This window comes from Flexivirga oryzae (assembly GCF_014190805.1).
Classification (GTDB): domain Bacteria; phylum Actinomycetota; class Actinomycetes; order Actinomycetales; family Dermatophilaceae; genus Flexivirga; species Flexivirga oryzae.
The window spans coordinates 125,674-148,431 of the sequence record NZ_JACHVQ010000003.1 but is presented as its reverse complement, the minus strand read 5'-3'; the positions used below and the strand labels follow the sequence as shown (position 1 = coordinate 148,431).

At 69.5% G+C, this 22,758-nt stretch carries 23 protein-coding genes; 18 read left to right on the top strand and 5 right to left on the bottom strand.

What is annotated here, in order from left to right:
- Positions 1–30 precede the first annotated feature (30 nt).
- From FHU39_RS17670 to FHU39_RS17625, 10 genes are all read left to right on the top strand, one after another.
- Positions 31–1,242, top strand: coding sequence for a homogentisate 1,2-dioxygenase (locus tag FHU39_RS17670; RefSeq protein ID WP_183322044.1), 1,212 nt, complete (start codon positions 31–33; stop codon positions 1,240–1,242).
- Positions 1,239–2,078 carry a hypothetical protein gene (locus tag FHU39_RS17665; protein ID WP_183322043.1) on the top strand — a complete coding sequence of 280 codons (840 nt, stop codon included), beginning with the start codon at positions 1,239–1,241 and terminating at the stop codon, positions 2,076–2,078. The genes FHU39_RS17670 and FHU39_RS17665 overlap by 4 nt, the downstream gene beginning before the upstream one ends.
- Positions 2,075–3,268, top strand: a complete 1,194-nt coding sequence (fahA, locus tag FHU39_RS17660) for a fumarylacetoacetase (protein WP_183322042.1) — start codon at positions 2,075–2,077, stop codon at positions 3,266–3,268. The genes FHU39_RS17665 and fahA overlap by 4 nt, the downstream gene beginning before the upstream one ends.
- Before the next feature lie 24 nt (positions 3,269–3,292).
- The gene (locus FHU39_RS17655; protein WP_183322041.1) at positions 3,293–3,967 is read left to right on the top strand and encodes a PhzF family phenazine biosynthesis protein; all 675 of its coding nucleotides are present in this window, start codon (positions 3,293–3,295) and stop codon (positions 3,965–3,967) included.
- 113 nt (positions 3,968–4,080) lie between these two features.
- Positions 4,081–5,091: a hypothetical protein gene (locus FHU39_RS17650; RefSeq protein WP_183322040.1), complete on the top strand. Its 1,011-nt coding sequence runs from the start codon at positions 4,081–4,083 to the stop codon at positions 5,089–5,091.
- 102 nt (positions 5,092–5,193) lie between these two features.
- Complete coding sequence (locus FHU39_RS17645) at positions 5,194–5,964, top strand: IclR family transcriptional regulator (RefSeq protein WP_183322039.1); 771 nt, start codon at positions 5,194–5,196, stop codon at positions 5,962–5,964.
- A 69-nt stretch (positions 5,965–6,033) separates the two neighbouring features.
- Positions 6,034–6,837 carry a 2-keto-4-pentenoate hydratase gene (locus FHU39_RS17640; protein WP_183322038.1) on the top strand — a complete coding sequence of 268 codons (804 nt, stop codon included), beginning with the start codon at positions 6,034–6,036 and terminating at the stop codon, positions 6,835–6,837.
- On the top strand, positions 6,834–7,823 hold the full coding sequence (locus tag FHU39_RS17635; RefSeq protein WP_183322037.1) for an acetaldehyde dehydrogenase (acetylating): 990 nt from the start codon (positions 6,834–6,836) through the stop codon (positions 7,821–7,823). Before FHU39_RS17640 ends, FHU39_RS17635 begins: the two co-directional genes overlap by 4 nt.
- A complete protein-coding gene (gene dmpG, locus FHU39_RS17630; RefSeq protein ID WP_183322036.1) occupies positions 7,820–8,866 on the top strand; it encodes a 4-hydroxy-2-oxovalerate aldolase in 1,047 nt (348 codons plus the stop codon). The genes FHU39_RS17635 and dmpG overlap by 4 nt, the downstream gene beginning before the upstream one ends.
- Before the next feature lie 66 nt (positions 8,867–8,932).
- On the top strand, positions 8,933–9,169 hold the full coding sequence (locus FHU39_RS17625) for a DUF1059 domain-containing protein (RefSeq protein ID WP_183322035.1): 237 nt from the start codon (positions 8,933–8,935) through the stop codon (positions 9,167–9,169).
- Between the two features lie 144 nt (positions 9,170–9,313).
- On the opposite strand, the gene FHU39_RS17620 is transcribed toward FHU39_RS17625, so the two are convergent.
- Together FHU39_RS17620 and FHU39_RS17615 are read right to left on the bottom strand one after the other, a co-directional pair.
- Positions 9,314–9,898 carry a hypothetical protein gene (locus FHU39_RS17620; RefSeq protein ID WP_183322033.1) on the bottom strand — a complete coding sequence of 195 codons (585 nt, stop codon included), beginning with the start codon at positions 9,896–9,898 and terminating at the stop codon, positions 9,314–9,316.
- Complete coding sequence (locus FHU39_RS17615) at positions 9,885–10,376, bottom strand: sigma-70 family RNA polymerase sigma factor (RefSeq protein WP_183322031.1); 492 nt, start codon at positions 10,374–10,376, stop codon at positions 9,885–9,887. The genes FHU39_RS17620 and FHU39_RS17615 overlap by 14 nt, the downstream gene beginning before the upstream one ends.
- 292 nt (positions 10,377–10,668) lie before the next feature.
- On the opposite strand from FHU39_RS17615, the gene FHU39_RS17610 reads away from it, so the two are divergent.
- The 6 genes from FHU39_RS17610 (at position 10,669) to FHU39_RS17585 (ending at position 17,432) form a co-directional block, all read left to right on the top strand.
- Positions 10,669–12,180 (top strand): amino acid permease, encoded by a 1,512-nt coding sequence (locus tag FHU39_RS17610; protein WP_343065973.1) that lies wholly within the window; start codon positions 10,669–10,671, stop codon positions 12,178–12,180.
- 45 nt (positions 12,181–12,225) lie between these two features.
- Positions 12,226–12,966: a FadR/GntR family transcriptional regulator gene (locus tag FHU39_RS17605; RefSeq protein ID WP_183322029.1), complete on the top strand. Its 741-nt coding sequence runs from the start codon at positions 12,226–12,228 to the stop codon at positions 12,964–12,966.
- A 27-nt stretch (positions 12,967–12,993) separates the two neighbouring features.
- Positions 12,994–14,370: a glutamine synthetase family protein gene (locus FHU39_RS17600; protein ID WP_183322027.1), complete on the top strand. Its 1,377-nt coding sequence runs from the start codon at positions 12,994–12,996 to the stop codon at positions 14,368–14,370.
- Between the two features lie 22 nt (positions 14,371–14,392).
- Entirely contained in the window at positions 14,393–15,748 is a 1,356-nt protein-coding gene (locus FHU39_RS17595; RefSeq protein WP_183322025.1) for an aldehyde dehydrogenase family protein, read from the top strand.
- 131 nt (positions 15,749–15,879) lie between these two features.
- Positions 15,880–16,659 (top strand): 3-oxoacyl-ACP reductase, encoded by a 780-nt coding sequence (locus FHU39_RS17590; protein ID WP_183322022.1) that lies wholly within the window; start codon positions 15,880–15,882, stop codon positions 16,657–16,659.
- A complete protein-coding gene (locus FHU39_RS17585) occupies positions 16,656–17,432 on the top strand; it encodes a gamma-glutamyl-gamma-aminobutyrate hydrolase family protein (RefSeq protein ID WP_183322019.1) in 777 nt (258 codons plus the stop codon). Before FHU39_RS17590 ends, FHU39_RS17585 begins: the two co-directional genes overlap by 4 nt.
- On the opposite strand, the gene FHU39_RS17580 is transcribed toward FHU39_RS17585, so the two are convergent.
- Complete coding sequence (locus tag FHU39_RS17580) at positions 17,411–18,232, bottom strand: HalD/BesD family halogenase (protein ID WP_183322017.1); 822 nt, start codon at positions 18,230–18,232, stop codon at positions 17,411–17,413. The genes FHU39_RS17585 and FHU39_RS17580 overlap by 22 nt on opposite strands.
- 78 nt (positions 18,233–18,310) lie before the next feature.
- On the opposite strand from FHU39_RS17580, the gene FHU39_RS17575 reads away from it, so the two are divergent.
- Both FHU39_RS17575 and FHU39_RS17570 read left to right on the top strand, forming a co-directional pair.
- Complete coding sequence (locus FHU39_RS17575) at positions 18,311–18,985, top strand: GntR family transcriptional regulator (protein WP_183322015.1); 675 nt, start codon at positions 18,311–18,313, stop codon at positions 18,983–18,985.
- Positions 18,982–20,595 carry an amidohydrolase family protein gene (locus tag FHU39_RS17570; protein ID WP_183322012.1) on the top strand — a complete coding sequence of 538 codons (1,614 nt, stop codon included), beginning with the start codon at positions 18,982–18,984 and terminating at the stop codon, positions 20,593–20,595. The genes FHU39_RS17575 and FHU39_RS17570 overlap by 4 nt, the downstream gene beginning before the upstream one ends.
- Before the next feature lie 36 nt (positions 20,596–20,631).
- Here the strand turns inward: FHU39_RS17570 and FHU39_RS17565 are convergent, their stop codons facing one another.
- Both FHU39_RS17565 and FHU39_RS17560 read right to left on the bottom strand, forming a co-directional pair.
- On the bottom strand, positions 20,632–21,753 hold the full coding sequence (locus tag FHU39_RS17565) for a WxL protein peptidoglycan domain-containing protein (RefSeq protein ID WP_221185660.1): 1,122 nt from the start codon (positions 21,751–21,753) through the stop codon (positions 20,632–20,634).
- A complete protein-coding gene (locus FHU39_RS17560) occupies positions 21,750–22,724 on the bottom strand; it encodes a hypothetical protein (RefSeq protein WP_183322009.1) in 975 nt (324 codons plus the stop codon). The genes FHU39_RS17565 and FHU39_RS17560 overlap by 4 nt, the downstream gene beginning before the upstream one ends.
- Between the last annotated feature and the right edge of the window lie 34 nt (positions 22,725–22,758).

The window sequence follows — 22,758 nt, the reverse complement described above, 5'->3', positions numbered from 1 at the left end:
CGCCCGTGCCCTGCTCGAAAGGACCCATCGATGCCGTATTACCGCTCCGTCGGTTCCGTGCCACGGACCCGCCATACCCAGCACCGCGCCGCCGACGGCTCGCTCTACTACGAGGAGCTGATGGGCGAGGAGGGCTTCTCCTCCGACTCCTCGCTGCTCTACCACCGCAGCATCCCGTCGTCGGTCCGGGAGTTCCGCGTCTGGGAGCTGCCCGACCAGAGCCTGGTCCCCAACCACCCGCTGAAGCCGATGCACCTGAAGCTGCACGAGCTCTTCCCCGCGGGCACGACCGGTGTCGACGCGGTGACCGGGCGCCGGCTGGTGCTGGGCAACGGCGACGTGCGCCTGAACTACGTGGTCGCGGATACGCCGAGTCCCCTCTACCGCAACGCGATCGGCGACGAGTGCCTGTATGTCGAGGAGGGTGACGCGGTCGTCGAGACCGTCTTCGGCGACCTGGACGCACACCAGGGCGACTACATCGTCATCCCGCGTGCGACCACGCACCGCATCGTGCCGCGCGGCACGGTCCGGATCTACGCGATCGAGGGCAACAGCCACATCGGCCCGGCCCGGCAGTACCTGTCCAAGCACGGGCAGCTGCTGGAGCACGCCCCCTACTGCGAGCGCGACCTGCGCGGGCCGGGTGAGCCACACCTGGCGGAGGCCCCGACGGGCTCGACCACCGAAGGCGTCGAGGTCTACGTCAAACACCGCGTCGAGGGGCTGCCCGGCGGCATCGGCGGATCCGTCCACGTGGTCCCGGACCACCCCTTCGACGTGGTTGGCTGGGACGGTTGTCTCTATCCCTTCGCCTTCAACGTGGAGGACTTCATGCCGATCACCGGCAAGGTGCACCAGCCGCCGCCCGTGCACCAGGTCTTCGAGGGTTTCAATTTCGTGGTCTGCAACTTCGTGCCGCGCAAGGTCGACTACCACCCGCTGTCGATCCCGGTGCCCTACTACCACTCCAACGTCGACTCCGACGAGGTCATGTTCTACTGCGGCGGCGACTACGAGGCGCGCAAGGGCTCCGGCATCGGCAACGGCTCGATCTCGCTGCACCCGGGCGGCCATTCGCACGGCCCGCAGCCGGGCGCGTACGAGCGGTCCATCGGCGTGGAGTACTTCGACGAGCTCGCCGTCATGGTCGACACGTTCCGGCCGTTGCTGCTCGGCGAGGGTGCGCGCGCCGCCGACGACGGCACCTACGCCTACTCGTGGTCGCAGGGACAGCAATGAGCATCTTCGACCGGCTGCTCGACGACGCCGCGGTCTTCCCGCCCGGGAATCTCCCTCTGGCGGAAGCAGTTCCGGCACACGGGCGCCACGAACACGCACCGTATGCCGGGGTCGTCGGCGCCTTCGTGCTCGCGGCCCGCGACCTGGATGCGCTCGCGGCGTGCACGGCGTCCCTGCCGCCCGGATCGCTGCCCCTGTCGATGACCGTGCCACTCGCCGGCGTGGGTGCCGCGCTGGCGCGGGCCGCCGCGATCCCCGCGGTCCGGTTGGTGGGGCTCGAGGTGGCGCTCGGCGGAGGCGATGCAGCATCGGCTGTCGTCGGTGCGCTGTCCGGCGTCCCCGACGACCTCGAGGTGTATGTCGAGCTGCCGCGTGACGCACGCCGTGACGCCGTCGCCGCGGTGCTGTCCGGGACACGCCTCCGCGCCAAGCTGCGCACCGGCGGCGTCCGCGCCGAGCTCTACCCGGACGAGGCCGAGCTGGCCGAGACGATCGCCTCCGTCACGCGGAACGGTCTGTCGTTCAAGGCAACTGCCGGTCTGCACCACGCATTGCGCAACACCGACCCGGATACCGGTTTCGAGCAGCACGGTTTCCTCAACGTGCTGCTGGCCGCCGACGCGGCACACCGGGAGGCGTCCGTCGACGAGATCGCCGGCCTGCTCGCACAGCGGGATCCGGCCGTCGTGGCGAGCGGCATACAAGAGCTGGGGCCGGGTGTGCGGCAGACGTTCCGCTCCTTCGGCACCTGCTCCGTCGCCGACCCCGTCGATGAACTCGTCGACCTCGGGCTGCTGCCCGAGTCCCACCGCACCCGCACCCAGGAGACCGCATGACCCGCCTGACCGTCCCGGCCGACTCGCTCTTCGGCCTCGCCAACCTGCCCTATGGCGTCTACCGGGTTCCAGGCGGAACATCCCGGATCGCAACACGTTTCGGCGACGACGTGGTGGACCTCGGGCTGCTGCTCGGCACCGAGGGCGACGACGCCGTCTTCGCCGAGCCGACGCTGAACGCCTTCATGGCGCAGGGCTACGACCGCTGGGTGTCGGTGCGCGAGCGGATCGCGGCGGGGCTGGCCGGGGACATACCCGACGACGCGGTGCACGCGACGGGCGACGTCGAGATGCTGCTGCCGTTCGAGGTCGCCGACTACGTCGACTTCTACGCGTCCGAGCACCACGCCTCCAACCTGGGCCGGCTCTTCCGGCCGGACAACCCCGAGCCGCTGATGCCCAACTGGAAGCACCTGCCGGTCGGCTACCACGGGCGGGCCGCCTCGGTCGTGGTGTCCGGCACCGACGTCGTGCGCCCGAACGGCCAGCGCAAGGGCCCGGACGACCCGGCACCGGTCTTCGGGCCGAGTACCCGCCTGGACATCGAGGCCGAGCTGGGTTTCGTGGTGGGGACCGGTTCGGCGATGGGCACGTCCGTGCCGGCCGGCGCCGCGGACCGGCACATCTTCGGGGTCGTGCTGTTCAACGACTGGTCGGCCCGCGACATACAGGCCTGGGAGTACGTCCCGCTCGGACCCAACCTGGGCAAGTCGTTCGCGTCCACCATCAGCCCCTGGGTGGTGCCGCTGCTCGCACTCGACGCCGCCCGCGTCGACACGCCCCCGCAGGACCCGAAAGTGTTGCCCTACCTGGCGATGGACCGCACCTGGGGACTCGACATCGACCTCGAGGTCGTGTGGAACGGCCAGGTCGTCTCCCGCCCGCCGTACGCCGCGATGTACTGGTCGCCCGCGCAGATGCTGGCCCACCAGACGGTGAACGGTGCCCCGTCACGCACCGGCGACCTCTTCGCGTCCGGCACGATCTCCGGGCCGGACAAGGACCAGCGCGGCGCGTTCATCGAGCTGACCTGGGGCGGCGCCGAGCCGGTCACCGTCGGGGACGAGACCCGCACCTTCCTGCAGGACGGTGACGAGATCGTGCTGCGCGCCACCGCCCCGGGGGCGGGCGGCTCGCGCATCGGGTTCGGCGAGGCGGCCGGCCGGATCGTGCCCGGTCCGGCCGCATAGCCCCGACCCGTGTTGAATGGCGGTATGACGCTGCTGCACGTGCTGAAGGTGTTCGTCGGCGACGACGGTCGCGGGGGCAATCCGCTCGGGGTGTTCCTCGACGCCGCGGACCGGCCGGCCGACCGGCGGCAGGCCGTCGCCGCCGAACTCGGCTTCTCCGAGACCGTCTTCGTGCGTGACGCCGCGCGCGGCGAGGTCCGGATCCACACTCCTGCGGTCGAGTTGCCGCTCGCCGGTCACCCGCTCGTGGGCACCTCCTGGCTGCTGCACCGCGAGGGTTTCGAGGTATCGACGCTGCATCCGCCCGCCGGCGACGTCCCGGCCTGGGTCGACGGCGACGACACCTGGATCAGCGCCCGGCCGGAGTGGGCGCCGGAGTTCGACATGCACCGGCTCGGCTCGGCGGCGGAGGTCGAGGCCCACCCGGGCGCCGGACCCGGCGAGCACCTGCACGTGTGGGCCTGGATGGACGAGGCGGCCGGGGAGGTCCGGGTGCGTGTCTTCCCGACGCGGATGGGCATCGCCGAGGACGAGGCGACGGGTGCGGCCGCCATCCGGCTCGGCGCGCTGCTGCAACGACCGCTCACCATCCATCAGGGGGTCGGGTCGCGCATCGTCGTCCGGCCGCAGGACGACGGGACGGTCGCGATCGGTGGTCGCGTCGAGTATGTCGAGGGCAGAACGTATTCCGAGGTATGACGGTCTCGGTCGCTGCCGGGCCGTCGGCTGGTATGGCGGAGCCGGTGCAACCGAAGTCGCCATACCGGACGTCAACTCCTCTGACAGGTTCACCGGTGGGAGGAGACGGGTTCGTGCGACGTGCGACAGCGGTGCTGGCGGCGGTGATCGCGACCGCGGCGCTGGGGGCGTGCAGTTCATCGGGTTCGTCCGGGGCGTCGACGTCGCCCGGGGGGACAGCGGCCCGGACTGCCCCGACGAGTACCGCTGCCGTGGCACCGACCGACGCGCAACTGTGGAAGCGCAGCATCTGCAACAGGATCGACGTCGGCAAGGTGGCGGAGACCGCCGGTCCCCACTACCGGGCCGCCGCTCCCCGCCGGACGGTGCGCAGCGACGTCGGCCGGCCGGCCATCGACTACTGCGCGGTGACGCTGAAGAACAGCGCCGGGACGGATCCGGCGACGATGTACTTCGGGGTCTCGGCGGCCACCTGGAGCGCGACCCAGTGGGACACCTATGTGCGGGCCAGGGTGAACGGCGACTACGTCACGCAGGATGCGCGCTACGGCGAACGCCTTCGCGTCGATGGCCAGGACATGCTGGTCGAACGCGGACCCGGTGCCACCCGGGTGTTGCTGCACGTCGGCGATCGCATCCTCGCCGTTGCGGACAGCACAGTGGGTCTGACCTCCCACCAGCTCGGTGCGGAGCTCGACCTGGCGCTGCCGCTCGCCGACACGGCGGATGCGTGGCCGGCGCAGATCGTGCAGCCGGGTTGCACGGCCGCCGACACCGCAGCGGCTGCGGCGCTCGGAGCCGCTCCGACGATCCGCCGTGACCAGGATATCGACGGTGAGCAGACCTGCCGGTGGGCGACCCGGGGCGAGTACGTGACTGTCGAGGGCGACGACGGCCCGGCGAACTGGCCGGTGGTGGTGCGCTCCATGCAACGGCGATGGCCGAACGCCCAGCGGGTCGAGGGCGTGGGTTCCGCGGCGGTGTTCACCGGCCGCAGCAACGGTGAGCCACCGACCCTGCGCATAGCGACCGAACATCATCTGGTCCTCGTCCGGGGCTTCGGTGGCCACGTCGGCAAGGCGACGCTGACGGCCGTCGGCAAGGCGATCGTGGGCAACTACTGACGTGGCGCGTCGCGCTCGTCGCGCTCGCGAAGGCGTTGGCGCCCAACTACTGATCCGCGTGCCGCTTGACCGGCCGGGCACCCGCAGGATTCAGTGCTCGGTATGACGTCCGGGCGGCTCGAGCGAGCGGTGGAGGTGCTGGAGGCGTTCCGTCCCGGCGAGAACGCGCTGCGGTTCGCCCAGTTGCAGCAGCGCACCGGGATGCCGAAGGCGAGCCTGCACCGGCTGCTCACGGAGCTGACCCGGCTGCGGCTGCTCGACCTGCACGGTGACGAGGGCTACGTCCTGGGCGGACGCCTCTTCGAGCTGGGTATGCGCGCGTCGGTCGAGCGGGACCTGTTGGAAGTGGCCACACCGTTCCTGCAGGACCTCTACGAACGCACCCACGAGATCGTGCACCTGGGCGTGCGTGAGGGCGTCGAGGTCGTGTATGTCGCCAAGCTCGGCGGGCACCGCCAGGCGCGCATGCCGTCGCGGCTGGGTGGCCGGATGCCGTTGCACGCCACGGCGATCGGGAAGGTGCTGCTCGCGCACGCGCCGGACGACATACAACGAACAGTGCTGGCGGGTCCGCTGCGGCGGCTCGCGCCGCGCACGATCACGGCACCCGGGCGGTTGCGGGCCCAACTGGAGTCCGTGCTCGCGACCGGGGTCGCCTACGAGATCGAGGAGTCCTCGGTCGGCACCGTCTGTGTGGGGTCGGCGATCGTGAGCGACCCGGACGACGTCGTCGCCGCCGTCAGCGTCAGCGGACCGGCCACTCGCTTCAAACCGCAGCAGCACGCGTCGAGCGTGCAAGCAGCGGCCGCGGGCATCGCGGCCACCCTGGCGAGGCGCCGGGAGCTGGCGGAAGCGACCCGCCGGGCCGACTGACACCGAGAGTTCCGATGAGCGGAACCAAACCCTCGCGTGTGGTGGTGCCGGGCCAGCACAGTGGATGGCATGAGCGAAACCACCACCGACACCGTGCACGCCGCGGCGGACCGCCTGAAGCAGGCGGCCGCGCAGCTCGCGCCCTGCGCCCCGGTCCGTGACCTCATCGGCGCGGACGACGTCGAGGCGGCGTATGCCGTGCAGGCGCTGCTCACCCGGGACCGGCTGGCCGGCGGCGCCACCATCGTCGGCCGCAAGATCGGTCTGACCTCCCCCGTCGTCCAGCAGCAGCTCGGCGTGGACCGCCCCGACTTCGGCGTGCTCTTCGACGACATGCAGGACACCGGCGCGGTCCCGACCGACCGGTTGCTGCAGCCGAAGGTCGAGGCCGAGATCGCGTTCGTCCTCAAGGCCGACCTGGCCGACGGTGACCTCGACCTGGAGCAGGTGCGGGCCGCGGTCGACTACGGCGTGGCCGCCCTGGAGATCGTCGACAGCCGGATCGCCGGCTGGGACATCACCTTCGGCGACACGGTGGCCGACAACGGCTCGTCCGCACGCTTCGTGCTCGGTGAGAAGCACTGCAGCCTGGACGAATTCGAGCCGATCAAGGTCTCGATGGAGATGACGCTCGACGGCGACGTCGTGTCGACCGGCGACGGCGCCGCCTGCCTGGGAGACCCGCTGATCGCCCTGCAGTGGCTGGCCCGCACCGCGCGTGACATGGGCGACCCGCTGCGCGCCGGACAGGTGGTGCTCTCCGGCGCACTCGGACCGATGGTCGCGGTGCAGGCCGGGTCGAGCGTGACCGCACGGATCGAAGGACTTGGTGAGGTCACGGCGACCTTCACCCCGAAGGAGACAAGCGAATGAGGAATTCCCCCGGCGCCACCAAGGTGGCCATCATCGGGTCCGGCAACATCGGCACCGACCTGATGTTCAAGGTCATGCGACTGTCCGAGACCCTGGAGGTTGGTGCCATGGTCGGCATCGACCCGGAGTCGGACGGCCTGGCGCGCGCGGCGCGGCTCGGCATACCCACGACGGCCGAGGGAGTCACCGGCCTGATCGCGATGGACGGCTTCGACGAGATCGAGATCGTCTTCGACGCGACCTCCGCCGGTGCGCACAAGGCCAACGCCGCGGCGCTCGCGCCGTACAACAAGCGACTGGTCGACCTGACCCCTGCCGCGATCGGCCCGTTCGTGGTGCCGGCGGTCAACATGGCCGAGCACCTGGACGCGCCCAACGTCAACATGGTCACCTGCGGCGGGCAGGCGACCATCCCGGTCGTGGCCGCGATCAGCAAGGTCGCGCCGGTGCCGTATGCCGAGATCGTCGCGTCGATCGCGTCCAAGTCGGCCGGGCCGGGCACTCGCGCGAACATCGACGAGTTCACCGAGACCACCAGCCACGCCATCGAGCAGGTCGGCGGTGCAACCCGCGGCAAGGCGATCATCATCCTGAACCCGGCCGAGCCGCCGCTGATCATGCGTGACACCGTGCTGGCGCTGGTGAACGCCCCCGACGAGCAGACCCGCGAGGCGGTGCGGGCCTCGATCGCGCAGACCATCGACGCGGTCGCGAGCTACGTGCCGGGCTACCGGCTCAAGCAGCAGGTGCAGTTCATCGAGATCCCCGAGGACCAGCCGGTCCACACGCTCGCCGACGGCGCCGCCGCGGCGACCCATCAGGTGTCGGTCTTCCTCGAGGTCGAGGGGGCCGCGCACTACCTGCCGGCGTATGCCGGGAACCTGGACATCATGACCTCGGCGGCGATGCGCGTCGCGGAGGCGATCGCCGCGGGTGACGGTGCCGTCGCCGCGCCGGCCGACGCGGAGCTGGAGGGCGCGCGATGAGTGAGACGACCAAGATCTTCGTGCAGGACGTGACCCTGCGCGACGGCATGCACGCGGTGCGGCACCGGATCACCCCGGACAACGTGGGTCGCATCGTGGCCGCGCTCGACGCCGCGGGCGTCGACGCCATCGAGGTCGCCCACGGCGACGGCCTGGCCGGTGGGTCCCTGAACTACGGGCCTGGGTCGCACTCGGACTGGGAGTGGATCGAGGCGGCGGCCGACAACATCAAGAACGCACGGCTGACCACCCTGCTGCTGCCCGGCATCGGCACCATCGAGGAGCTGAAACACGCCTACCAGCTGGGTGTCCGCTCGGTCCGCGTCGCGACGCACTGCACCGAGGCGGACGTCTCGGCGCAGCACATCTCGGCGGCGCGCGAACTGGGCATGGACGTGTCGGGCTTCCTGATGATGAGCCACCTGAACGACCCGGCCGGTCTGGCGCAGCAGGCGAAGCTGATGGAGTCGTACGGCGCCAACTGCGTCTACGTCACGGACTCCGGCGGCCGGCTCACGATGGCCGGCGTGCGCGAGCGGGTCCGTGCCTACCGGGACGTGCTGGACCCGTCGACCGAGCTCGGCATACACGCTCACGAGAACCTGTCGCTGTCCGTGGCCAACTCGGTCGTGGCGGTCGAGGAGGGCGTCTACCGGGTGGATGCGTCGCTCGCGGGGCACGGCGCCGGTGCGGGCAACTGCCCGATCGAGCCGTTCATCGCGGTCGCGAACCTGCAGGGCTGGCAGCACGGCTGCGACCTGCACGCGCTCGAGGACGCCGCCGACGACCTGCTGCGTCCGCTGCAGGACCGCCCGGTGCGGGTGGACCGCGAGACGCTGACCCTCGGGTATGCCGGGGTCTACTCCAGCTTCCTGCGGCACGCCGAGGTCGCCGCGCAGCGCTACGGCATCGACGTGCGGACCATCCTGATGGAGGTCGGCCGGCGCGGTCTGGTCGGCGGCCAGGAGGACATGATCACCGACGTCGCGCTCGACCTGGTCGCGCAGCAGGAGCAGCAGGTGCCGGAGAAGGTCGCCGGCTGACGCGGTCACACTTCCGGTGGGCCGTTCGTCACCATGACGAACGACCAATCGAGAGGGAGACCAACCATGAAGACGATGACCTGCCGGCAACTCGGCGGACCCTGCGATCTGGAGCACCGCGGGGACACCGCGGATGAGGTGATCAAGGCGCAGGACCAGCACCTCAAGGACGCCGAGCAGGCCGGAGACGCCACGCACCTCACGGCCCGCAAGGAGATGAAGGGCCGCTGGTTGCACCCGAAGAAATCGATGGGCTGGTACCGCGAGATGAAGCAGAGCTTCGCGGACCTGCCGGAGGGCTGACGGCTCGACAACACGTGCAGCAACCCCGACGCCCCGGTGAGTGAGAACTTGCCGGGGCGTCGCCGCGTCACACTTTTGCGGGTCGCCTGTCTCTATGTATGGGGGCGGCGGTCTCAGGGGGACCGCTGCCCCCAAAAAACCGCGCTATTCCGCGGTCGTGGTGTTGTCCGGCGCTTTCACCGTGAGCTTGAGCGCGCTGCTCGGCGGATCCTGGCTCACCAGCGTGGCCCGGCCCGTCGGGAAGTCGGTGGGGATGCGGATCGTGGTGCGGAACGTGCCGAGCTCGCCGTGTGACTGCACCGATCCCAGTCGCACGGTGCGCGTGCCGTGCCGCAGCACCAGGTGCGCCGCCACCGGCTTGGGCGCCGGGCCGAGCGACGGGTTCGTGTCGTTGCAGGTGTCGAGGAAGTAGCGGCCGGTTACTGTCACCGTCTCGCCGGGATGCACAACCGGGAGGTTCGTCTTCGAACCGGGCAGCAGCACCTGCGGTGCCGCGCACGACGCGGCGATCCCGCCGTGGCCCTGCCCCGGGTGGGAGGCGTTGTGTATGGCGAACCCGGCGACCGCCCCGCCGCCGACGACCACCACCGCTGCGGCGGCCGCGAGGGCCAGTCGCCGTGGTGTCGCGGGTGCGTGTCGCGGTCGCAGCGGCTGTCGTCCGCCGTCCGCGTCGACGTGGTCCCGCCATACCTCGCCGGTGTGGCGCAGGCGGTCCTCAATCGTGGGCATAGGAGTCTCCTAACGCTTGCTCCAGTGCGCCGCGGGCGTCGTGGAGCTGGGACTTGACCGTGCCGGGCGCGCAACCGAGCAACTCGGCGACGTCGGCGAGCGGCAGGTCGACGAAGTAGTGCAGGACGACCGCTGCGCGCTGCCGTGCCGGGAGTGCGTCGATGGCTCGCAGCAGGTCGACGGTGGCCGTGTCGGAGGCAGGTATGACGAGCGCCTCCGGGTGCAACTCCTGCCACGCAGGCTGCGGTCGGCGCCACCGTTGCCGTGCCTGGTCGGCCACGATCGCGAGCAGCCACGCCTGGGCGCTGCCACGTCCGGGGTCGAACAGGCGTTGCTTGCGCCAGGCCCGCTCCGCGGCGTCCTGGACCAGATCGTCCGCCTGGTCCGGCCCCACCAGTGTGTAGGCGAACCGGCGCATCGCAGGGCGGCACGCTGCCAGCGCCTGCGCCAGCTCGCCACCCGTCCGTTTCGAGCGCACCCCGCCTCCCTCCGTCGAGTGCTGTCATGAGGTCTACTGCACGAGGGCACCGTTCGGTTGGGTTTCGCGCGCCGCGATCGACATCCGGTGACGGTCTTTCCCGCCGTTGACGGCTGAAATCGCCGTTGACCCCGCAATTGCGCCGTCAACCGGTAGTTCGACCGTCAACGGCCGAGCGAGGCCCGGCCGCGCCGCGCGAAAAGGTATGAAGTTCGACCATTGACCAAACGGGGTGGCCTGCGCCACACTGACGCGTCCGCACTTTCCGGTCCGGCAGTACTGGGAGCCAGTTGTGAGCCACGAAAACCCTTCCACCCACGAACATCTCGACGACGACGCCCGCCTGCTGGCGGAGATGGGCTACAAGCAGGAGCTCCATCGCGGCATGTCGGGCTTCTCGAACTTCGCGGTGTCGTTCTCGATAATCTCGATCCTGGCGGGCTGCATCACGTCCTACGCGATCGCGCTCAACTCCGGCGGTCCGGCGGCCATCACCCTCGGGTGGCTGATCGTCGGCATCTTCGTCATCTGTGTCTCGATGGCGATGGCCGAGGTGTGCTCGGTCTACCCGACGGCCGGCGGCCTGTACTTCTGGGCCAGCCGGCTCGCGCGCCGCAACAACCGCCAATGGGCCTGGTTCGTCGGATGGTTCAACTTCATGGGCGAGGTCGCGGTCACCGCGGCCATCGACTTCGGCTGCGCCACCACGTGGATGGCGTTCATGAACCTCACCTGGGGCACCAGCGTCACGGCCGGCCACACGTTCCTGCTGTTCGTCGGGATCATCGTGGTGCACGGACTGCTCAACACCTTCGGGGTGAGTCTGGTCAGCCTGTTGTCGATGGTGTCCGCCTGGTGGCACGTCGTCGGCGCGCTCTTCATCGTCGCCGTGCTGTGGATCCTGCCCGACCACCACCAGTCGGTCGGCTGGACCCTGACCGAGACCCACAACGCCACCGGCTGGAGCTTCGGGCCCTACGTCTTCCTGATGGGTCTGCTGATGGCGCAGTACACCTACACCGGGTATGACGCCTCCGCCCACGTCGCCGAGGAGACCAAGGGCGCAGCGACCGCCGCCCCGCGCGGCATCGTGATGAGCGTCGTGATCTCGGTGATCGGCGGCTTCCTGCTGCTCTTCTCGATCACCGCCGCGATCCAGAACGGCTCGTCGGCCGGCCTGGACAAGCTGGCGGGCAGCGACACCGGCCTGCCGCCCGCACAGGTCTTCCTGGACGCGCTGAACAACCCGTTCATGGCGAAGTTCCTGCTCTTCATCGTCTGTATCGCGCAGTTCTTCTGCGGCATGGCGTCGGTGACCGCGAACTCCCGTATGACCTATGCGTTCTCGCGTGACGACGCGTTGCCCGGCTCGAAGCTGTGGGCGAAGGTCAACCCGCGCACCGGCACACCGACCAACTCGATCTGGTTCTGCATCGTGCTGTCGATCATCCTGACCTCGCCGGCGCTGTTCAGCACCACGGCATACCTCGCCGTCACGTCGATCGCGGTCATCGGCCTCTACATCGCGTATGTCGTGCCGGTCTTCTCTGCGCCGCCGGCAACCCGACTTCACCCCCGGCCCGTGGAACCTCGGCAGGTGGAGCCCGCTGATCGGCTGGGTGGCCGTGGTGTGGGTGGTGTTCATCTGCATCCTGTTCATCCTGCCGCCGGCGTCGCCGATCACCGTCGACAACTTCAACTACGCGCCGATCGCCGTGATCGTGGTCGCTGCGTTCGCGATCATCACCTGGTTCGCCGGGGGCCGAACCCACTTCATGCTCAAGACCATCGAGCCGGAGGATGATGTGGAGAAGGAGCCGGAACCGGCGTCGTGACGAGGGGACCCGAGATGAATGACACGACCGCGGGTGAGCGGCTGGACCGGGTGGTGCTGCGACCGATCCACGCGCACCACGCCTTCGAGGCGTGCGTCGAGCAGCTGGCGATCGCCATCCGGCTGGGCATCTATCCTCCCGGCAGCATGCTGCCGCCGGAGCGCGACCTCGCCGAGCTGCTCGCGGTGTCCCGTGCCACCCTGCGCGAGGCGATCACCGCACTGCGGTCGGCCGGTGTCGTGCAGACCCGTCGTGGCCGCGGCGGTGGCACGGAAGTGCTCAACGTCATGCCGGTGCAGCGCAACCGGCCGGCCATCGCCGGCCGACAGGAGGACCTGCGGGATGCGTTGGAGTTCCGGGCGATCGTCGAGCCCGGAGCGGCCGGCCTGGCAGCGGCCAGAAGCAGCCGCGACGAGCTCACCGGCGACGACCGTGCCGCGCTGGAGGCGGCGCTCGAGACCGTCGAGCATGCGCCGGACGAGGCGATCCACCGCCGGGCCGACAGCATCCTGCACCTGACCATCGCACGGCTGTCCGGCTCGCCACGGCTGATCACCGCGGTGACCGACGCCCAGGATGACCTGCACACGATGCTGCAGGCGATCCCGGTCCTGCCGCGCAACATCAAACACTCCGCAAGCCAGCACCGGGCGATCGTCACGGCGATCCTCGCCGGCAACGAGTCACGGGCCAATCGCGTGATGCACCAACACTGTTCGGACACCGCGGCTCTGCTGCGCGGCCTGCTCGGCTGACCACTCGCCGCCACCAGAAAGGACATCATGGCCTTACGCAACGAACGTCACCTGACGCAGGAGCAACTGCGTCAGCTCATCGAGGCGGGTGAGATCGACACCGTCGTCACCGCTTTCACCGACATGCAGGGACGCTTGCAGGGCAAGCGGTTCCACGCGAAGCACTTCCTCGACCACGTCGCGACCGACGGCACCGAGGGCTGCGACTACCTGCTGGCCGTCGACGTCGACATGAACACCGTCGACGGTTACGCCACCAGCGGGTGGGACAAGGGCTATGGCGACATGGAGTTCGTCATCGACTGGGACACCGCCCGACGGGTGGCGCACCAGCCGGGCACCGCCATGGTGCAGTGCGATCTGATGTGGCCGGACCACCGCACGGTCGCGGCATCGCCGCGCGGCATACTCCGCCAGCAGCTGGACCGGCTCGCCGAGCACGGCTGGAAGGCATACGCCGGAACGGAATTGGAGTTCATCGTCTTCGAGAACTCCTACGAGGACGCTCTCAACCGCGACTACCACCGGCTGACCCCCTCGAACCAGTACAACGTCGACTACTCGCTGCTCGGGACCGCCCGCATCGAGCCGCTGCTGCGCGAACTGCGCAACAGTCTCTACGACTCCGGGCTCAACGTGGAGTCGGCCAAGGGCGAGTGCAACTTCGGGCAGCACGAGATCGGCTTCCTGTACGACGAGGCGCTGGTCACCGCGGACAACCACGCCTTCTACAAGAGCGCGGCCAAGGAGATCGCCGCCCAGCACGGCAAGTCGCTGACCTTCATGGCGAAGTATGACGAGCGCGAGGGCTCGTCGTGCCACATCCACCTGTCGCTGCGCGGCGCGGACGGGTCGCTGGTCTTCACCGATCCCGACCGTTCGGACGCGGACGGCCGCAGTGTCCTGTACGAGAAGTTCGTGGCGGGCGTGCTCGCCACGACGGCCGAGTTCACCCTGCTCTATGCCCCGAACATCAACTCCTACAAACGGTTTGCCGACGGGTCGTTCGCGCCGACGACGGTCGGCTGGGGCCAGGACAACCGGACGTGCGCGGTGCGGCTGGTCGGTCACGGTGCCGCCGCCCGGATGGAGCTGCGGGTGCCGGGCGCGGATGTGAACCCCTACCTCGCGCTCGCCGCGATGATCGCCGGCGGTTTGCACGGCATCGAGGAGGATCTGCCGCTGCCGCCGCCGGTGTCGGGCAACGCCTACCTGAGCGACCTGCCGCGGGTGCCCGGCAGCATGGCCGCCGCACGGGACGTCTTCGGCTCGTCGAAGGTCGCGCGGGCCGCCCTGGGTGACGAGGTCGTCGACCACTACACGAACATGGCGGATGTCGAGCTCGCGGCATTCGGTGCCGCGGTCACCGACTGGGAACGTCGCCGTGGCTTCGAGCGGCTCTGAAACTGAAAGGTCCTGAACACCATTGACCACTCACACCCTGATCAGCCCGGTCACCGGCGACGCGTTCGGCGAGGTCGAGCTGCTCGACGTCGCGGGCACGGATGCGGCCATCGAGCGGGCGCACGACGCGTTCGCGTCCTGGCGCGCCGTGGCGCCGGGCGAGCGTGCGCGCCTGCTGCGTTCGTTCGCGGCCGTCGTGGACGCGCATCTGGAGGAGCTGGCACAGCTGGAGGTGCGGAACGCCGGGCACACGATCGGCAACGCCCGCTGGGAGGCCGGCAACGTCCGGGACGTGCTCAACTACTACAGCGCGACGCCCGAGCGGCTCTTCGGCCGGCAGATCCCGGTGCCCGGCGGCGTCGACATCACCTTCCGGGAGCCGCTCGGCGTGGTCGGCATCATCGTGCCCTGGAACTTCCCGATGCCCATCGCCGGCTGGGGACTCGCGCCGGCGCTCGCGGCGGGCAACACGGTCGTCCTCAAACCGGCGGAGCTGACTCCGCTGACCGCCATCCGGCTCGGGAAGCTGGCGCTCGAGGCGGGTATCCCCGAGGGCGTGTTCACCGTCCTGCCCGGAGCGGGAAGCGTTGTGGGAGAACGCTTCGTCACACATCCGCTGGTCCGGAAGGTGTGCTTCACCGGGTCCACCGCGGTCGGCAAGAAGATCATGGCCGGCTGTGCGGAGCAGGTGAAGCGGGTGACTCTCGAGCTCGGCGGGAAGAACTCCAACATCGTCTTCGCCGACGCCGACATCGCGGCGGCCGCGGCCGCGGCGCCATACGGGGTCTTCGACAACGCCGGTCAGGACTGCTGTGCGCGGTCGCGGATCCTGGTGCAGCGCAACGCGTATGACGAGTTCATGACGCACCTGGAGCCCGCGGTCCGCGGCGTCCAGGTGATCGACCCCGCCGACGAACGCTCCGAGATGGGGCCGCTGATCTCCGCCGCACACCGCGACAAGGTGCAGTCGTATGTCGACGGTGCGAACGTCGTCATCCGAGGTGACGCGCCCAACCTGGGTGGGTTCTGGATGCCGGCCATGGTCGCCGAGGCGCGGTCGACCGACGAACCTGCCTGGTGCGAAGAGGTTTTCGGACCCCTCGTATCGGTGATGACCTTCGAGGACGAAGAGGAGGCGATCGCGCTGGCGAACGCTACGGCATACGGGCTGTCCGGGTCGATCCACACGCGAGACCTGGGCCGGGCGCTGCGCGTGGCACGCGGTGTCGAGTCCGGCAACCTCTCGGTCAACAGCAACTCCGCGGTGCGCTACTGGACCCCGTTCGGCGGCTTCAAGCAGTCCGGACTCGGCCGCGAGCTCGGTCCGGACGCCGCCGACGGCTTCACCGAGGTCAAAAATGTTTTCATCAGCCACTGATCGCCGAGAGGACACGAAATACCCGAGCGGACACGAAAATAGGGCCCGGAACGGCCAACTTTCGTGTCCTCTCGGTGCCGTAAGTGTCCTCTCGGCAAATCACCCTTTCATCGAATCGAGGACTTCAGACCATGACAGGACGCATTGACGGCAAGGTCGCCGTCGTCACCGGAGGCTGCTCGGGGATCGGCCTGGCGACCGTGCGGCGCTTCGTCGCCGAGGGCGCGAAGGTCGTCATCGGGGACATCGCCGACGACGCGGGCGCGAAGGTCGTCGCCGACCTCGGTGGCGCCGACGTCGCGACCTACGTGCACGTCGACGTGACCGACAAGGACCAGGTCGACGCGTTGTTCAAGACCGCCAAGGACACCTACGGGTCGGTCGACATCGCGTTCAACAACGCCGGCATCAGCCCGCCCGAGGACGACTCGATCCTGGACACCGACCTGGACGCCTGGCGGAAGGTGCAGGAGGTCAACCTCACCTCGGTCTACCTGTGCTGCAAGGCCGCCCTGCCGTACATGCTGGAGCAGAAGTCCGGCTCGATCATCAACACCGCGTCGTTCGTCGCCGTGCTGGGCGCGGCGACCTCGCAGATCTCCTACTCGGCGTCCAAGGGTGGTGTGCTCACCATGAGCCGCGAACTCGGTGTGCAGTTCGCCCGCGAGGGAGTCCGGGTCAACGCGTTGTGCCCCGGACCGGTCAACACGCCACTGCTCCAGGAGCTCTACGCCAACGACCCGGAGAAGGCGGCGCGTCGCCTGGTGCACATCCCGATGGGCCGCTTCGGCGAGCCGGATGAGATGGCAAGTGCCGTCCTCTTCCTGGCCTCCGATGATGCGAGCTTCATCACCGCCACCACGTTCCTGGTGGATGGCGGCATCGCCGGGGCTTACGTGACTCCGTTGTGAGCCAACGTTATTCACCGCCCGTGGTCGGTATCAGCACCTACCGGGAACAGGCCTCCTGGGGTGTGTGGCACCAGGTGGCCGACCTGCAGTTCGCACAGTATGCCGACGCAGTGGTCGCGTCGGGCGGTGTGCCCGTGCTGCTCACCCCGGCGCCGGTGGGCGGCACCGATGTCCGAGCCGCGGCCGATGTCGTCGTGACCCGGTTGGACGGGCTGATCATCGCCGGTGGTGCGGACATCGACCCGGCACGGTATGGCGAGCAGGCGCACCCAGAGACCGCGGCGGTCCGGCCGGACCGGGACGCCTGGGAGCTCGCGCTGCTGGATGCGGCCGACGCTCACGGTGTGCCGACCCTGGGGATCTGCCGGGGCATGCAGTTGATGGCCGTGCACGGCGGCGGCACTCTGCAGCAGCACACCCCGGACGCGGTCGGGCACACCGATCACTCCCCCGGCGGTGACGTCTTCGGGAACACCGCGATCTCGCTCGAGCCCGGCTCGCGGCTGGCGGTCGCCGAGGGGGACGCGGTGGTCGGGCCCTGTCATCACCACCAGTCGGTGGCGACGCACCCCGGGTTCGTCGCCACCGGGCGCTCGGCCGACGGGACGGTCGAGGCGATGGAACGCGTTGTCTCCGAAGGCGATCCGTCGCGGTTCTGTGTAGGTGTCCAGTGGCACCCGGAGATGGGGCCGGACCGGGCACCCATCGAGGCGCTGGTCCGCGCCGCGCGCCATACCGTGGGCGATCCCGGTCAGGAGGACGTGCGCCCGTAGAACAGCTCGGACGTCAGGTCGTTGAGCTTCATGTCGGGGCGCTCGCCATACGTCAGCACCGAGTTGATCCGCGGCGTGTCACCCTCGATCGGTGTGACGTGGTGCAGCGCGTGCTCGCCGCGGAAGAAGGCGAGCGAGCCGGGCGAGGACGGCAGCACCTTCAGCCCACTGGTGTCGCCGGCCAGCACTTCCGCGACGCCGTCGTAGTTCTCGTCGTCGTCGGTGCGCAGCCCTGGCGCGTAGAGGAACTCACCACCGGAGTCGGCAGGCTGGTACATCACCGTCATCGAGAACTCGCTGCGGTCGAAGTGCCAGCCCAGCTCCTCGCCGGGGTAGAAGGTCGTCACCTGGAAGGCGTCCAGCGGGTCGGCGCTGCGATACAGCTTGTCCTTGCCGAGCACGGCCGCGATGAAGGCGGTGAGGTCATCCGACTCGTAGAGCCGGCGCACCGGCGCATCCTCGGGGAGGTAGTCGTAGGCGATGCCGTGCTTGGCCGAACGCACCTCGTGCCGGCGCGGATCCGACTCGGGCACGCTCTCGTCGGGCTTCTCGAAGTAGACCGTGTGGGTCCGGTCCATCGGCCACGCCTTGTCCGCGAGCTCTCCGGCGATCTGCACCATGGCGTCGACAGCCTCCGGGCGGATGAAGCCGACCAGGTTGCAGACGCCGGTGGCGTCCATCTCCGCCTTGCAGCTCGCGACGAACGCCCGGCCGCGTTCCGAGCCGAGGTCGTGGATCGGGTAGCGCTCCAGATCGACGAAGTCGGCATAGGCGACGGGGGCAGTGGTCGTGTCGGACATGGTTCCTCCTTCGGTGGCGGTCTACTGAATACATTGCATGCAATGGATTCAAAACGCAAGACGGGCTACGGTGACGCCATGGCAGCAGGTGTTCGGACGGTCGGGCGATCCGCCGCAGACGCGGTCTATCAGCGCATCCGGGACGGGATCGTCGACGGGCGGTTCGAGCCCGGCCGGAAACTGGTGCAGGAGCAGCTGGCGGGGGAACTCGGCGTCTCCCGCACGCCGATCCGTGAGGCGTTGACCGCCCTCAACCGGGAAGGTCTGGTCCGCGCGGTGCACGGCAGCGGGTATGTCGTCAGCGACCTCTCGGATCAGGACATCGCCGAGGTCAGCCAGGTGCGGGAACGCCTGGAGACGATGGCGCTGGAGCAGGCCTGCGGCAGGCTCTCGCCGTTGCAGCGTGTCCACGTCGAGGCCGCCATCGAAGAGATGGCGGCAGCCGACCCCGGGGACGCTGCGCTGCAGTTCGAGCTCAACCGGCGTTTCCACCAGGCGCTGATCGCGCCGTGCGGCAACCACTTCCTGCTGACTTTGATCGACCAGCTGTGGGATCACCCGGTCAACCGGCGCATCACCAGGTCCTACATCCACGGCGACGAGGACGTCACGACGATGGTCACGGAGCACCGCGAACTCCTGCAGGCCTCCCTCGACGGCGACCCCGCGAAGCTGTTGGGTATGGCGACCGAGCACCTGCGGTCCGGCTACCGCCACGCGCTCGATGGCACCGCGGAGCGGTCGGCGCCGTGACGACGGGTGTCGAGCACCCTTCCGGGACACGTGTTTTCACCGCGCGGCGCATCCTCGCCATGGACGGCACCGAGCCGGAGGCGTTCGCGGTCGCCGATGGCCGGGTCGTGGCGACCGGAGCGCTCGCAGCACTCGCCGACCGCTACCCGCGCGCCACGACGTTCGGGCTGCCAGGCGCACTGATCTGCCCCGGGTTCAACGACGCGCACTGTCACACCTCCCAGGCCGCGCTGCAGCGGGTGCGGGTCGATGTCGGCGGTGCCGCGTCGGTGGACGACGTGGTCCGGTTGCTGGCGCGACGCGCGCGCCATACACCGACCGGGCGGTGGGTGGTCGGGCAGGACTTCGACGAGCACACGGTCGACGGACGCGTGGATCGTCATACCCTCGACCGGGTTTCGACCGATCACCCGGTGCTGGTCATCGAGCACACCTTCCACCGTGCGGTCGTCAACTCGGCCGGCCTGCGTGCACTGGGTTACCAGCGGACCGAGGATGCCCCACCCGGGGGTCAGCTGCTGGCGGGTTCCGACGGGGCGCCGGACGGATGGCTGCTGGAGCGGGCATGGCTGGATCCGTGGCTGCCGGGCAACGGGCGTCCGTCGATCGCGGATCCGGGCGCGATCGCCGATCAACTGCTGGCGCTCGACGAGGTGCACGAGGAGCTGCACGCCCTCGGGCTCACGTCGTACTGCGACGCGATCGTCACCCCGGTCGAGGAGGAGCTCTATCGCGCGGCACTGGCCTCGGGCCGGTTGACGCCACGGGTCGGAATGCTGCAGTGGCACAGCTATGCGGACCCGAACGACCGCTCTCCGTGGGCCGACGACGGCGACAGGCTGCGCCGCGTCGGCGTCAAGATGATGCTGGACGGGGCGCTGTCCGGCGGCACCTGCCTGTGCCACGACCCCTACCCGAGTGCGACAGGTCGCGACAACGGGCTGCAGATCCTCGACGACCAGGAGTTCGCCGGGCGCTTCGGGGAGTTCCACGAGGCCGGGCGGCGGGTCGCCGTCCACGCGAACGGCGACGCGGCGATCGCGAAGGTCCTCGACCGGATCGAGCAGCTGCCGTCGCGAGGGGTCCGGCATCGCATCGAACATTGCAGTGTGGTGACGCCGGAGCTGCTCCGGCGCATGCGTCGATCTGGAGTGATACCAGTGCCGTTCGGTCCATTCGTCGGGCTCTTCGGCGACCGGTTGCTCGAACTGTACGGACCGGATCGTGCCGAGCTGATCTGCGCGCACCGCGCGATGCTCGAGGCGGGCCTACCGGTCGGAGGATCCTCGGACTACCCGATCGTCTCGAACAATCCACTGCTCGCCGTGCAAAGCATGGTCACCCGGCGCAGCGCATCCGGCACGCTCGTCGGTGGCAGCCAGCGAATCGACCCGCTCACCGCCCTCTCGGTCTACACCAAGGGATCGGCCGCGGCGACCGGCGAGGAGCACCGCAAGGGGCAGCTGGCCGTCGGGCAGTTGGCGGACTTCGTGGCGCTGGAGGAGGACGTCATGACGGTCGAGCCGGACCGTATCGGCGAGGTGCGGGTGCTGTCGACCTGGGTCGGCGGCGAGTGCGTCTGGCAGGCACCTGCGGAGAGCGGAGAGTGACGGACGGCGGCAGTTGTGACGCGAGCGTCCTGCTCCTCACTGTGCGGTCGTCGAGGTATCGTCGCGATGCTGTCGGAGGAGCCAGGCGATGATGCCGATGAGCAGGACGAGGATGAGCGCGCCGATGACGATCAGCGCGATCGCCCAGGCCGGTATGCCGCGGTCGGGTAGGTGTGCGTACGCGCCGTTCCCGACGCGAACGGTCGTGGTGTGTTGACCGCCGGGCACGGTGAGCGTGCCCTGCCAGGTGGTGGCTCCGCCGGCATACGCAAGCCTGATGACGCAGCTCATCGTGATGCCCGGCTTGAGCCCGGTCGCGTTGATCGGGAGGGCGGCACCGTCGCCGGGCAGGATCGTGTCGGAACGGACCGGATAGCTGTGTCGGGTGTGCCCGGTCTCGCAGGTGGCCCTGCCGCGTGCCTTGCTGAACGTCTGCCCCGTGTTGCGCACGTTCACGGTGATGCGCGGTAGGTCCTGCAACATTCCGGCGTGCGCGGAGTCGATGTGCAGACGGGTCGTCAGCGTGTTCAGGGCGCCCACGGTGACGGCAACACCGACGGTCGCCTGGTGTATGACGACGACGCCGACGGACGCCTTGCCGTTCTTGCCCACGACCTTGCGGTGTGACGGAGTGACGGGCTGGACGGTGATGCCGGCGAGGTACTGCCCGCGCGGAGTGCGGGCGGGCACATGGACGGTGAACCCGACGGCGGTGCGGGTGCCGGCGGGGACCGTCAGGGTGGTGGGTAGTCCGGTGACCCAGCAGCCGACTCCGGCGCATCGGGAGGTCTTGGTCGTGAAGGCACTGCCGGAGTTGGTGGCCGTGGTCCCGGTGGAGGGCATCACCCGCAGTTTCTCGGCGTGCTTCGCGCCGTTGGCGATGACGACGGTGTCCCGTGCGGTGTGCCCGGGCGCGACGTCGAGCGAGAAGTACGGCCTCGCCTTCTGGTCCTGACCGGGCACCGGGGTGACGCTGAACGGCCCGAACGAGTTGCCGTCGTCACCGGCGGCGGCTGCCGGCCGCGCTCCGCCGATTCCGATGAGCGCGAGGGCGAACAGGGCTACGGCCACACAGGTCAACATCCGCCGTGCCGCGAGGCGGCCGGCCCGCCGGGAACAGGGCAGCATCGCAGGTGCGCTCCTCGGGTATGTCGTCATGGTCCGGACACCGTGGCGATGGTCATGGTGGTCGTGTAGGTGCCGACATACGCGTTGCCGGGCACCCTGATCCACCAGCCGAACGGGTTGGCTGCGCTGTTGCCGCCCAGCCGGATCTGCCCGCGTCCCGTGCCGGCCGCGGCGGTGTAGATGGTGACCGGGGTCGGAGAGGTTGCTGTCGGGATGGTCACCGGGTAGGTGGTGGTGTTCGTCGGCAGCGTGCAGGTGGTGACGCACGAGGCGCTGGGTGCGCTGGTCGACGCGCTGGCCGTCAGGCTGCCGTTGACCAGTAGACCGCCGGCGATGGAGTGACGGCCGCTGGTCGGGGTCGTGGCGGCTGCGGTGATGTGCCATCCGCTGCCGGATCCGGTGTTGTCGTTGGCGGTCAGGTGCTGGTCGGTCGCCCGGGTGTCGCCGATCGTCTGGTCGGTCCCGGTCAGGGTCGCCGCCCAGGCCAGGGACGCGGGCGAGGTCACCGACAGGGTTCCGGCGAAGGTCAGTGCCGGGGTGGTGCCGCTGTCCACGGTGGTGCCGAGCAGCGAGCGGGTGGTGACGGTGGAGGTGTAGGAGCCCGCGGTCGCGGTGTTGGTCAACCCGGTGATCTGGATGGACACAGCGGTGCTGACGAGCACCAGGCTCACGGTGGTGTACGTCAACGTGTTGCCGGACAGTGTCACGGTGCCACCGGCGAGCGAGGTCGGGCTCACCGAGCCGACCGCCGGTGTGCCACTGGTGCCGGGCGGGACCGTCATCGTCACCGACGTCACTGCGAGCGAGAGCGCGCCCGTGGTGAACTTGTAGGTGTAGCTCACCCCCGTCGCACCAGTGACCTGTGATGACGCGGTCCAACTCATGCTGCTCAGCGTCGCGGCAGGAATCGGGCCGGCCGTCCGTGTTGCTGCGTGCGCGCCCGGCACGGTGACCAGCAGCAGGACCGACGCGAGTGCGAGACCCAGGCGCAATCGTCGCACCGGTCGGTGATGTCGCACGTCACGCCGCCGCCGA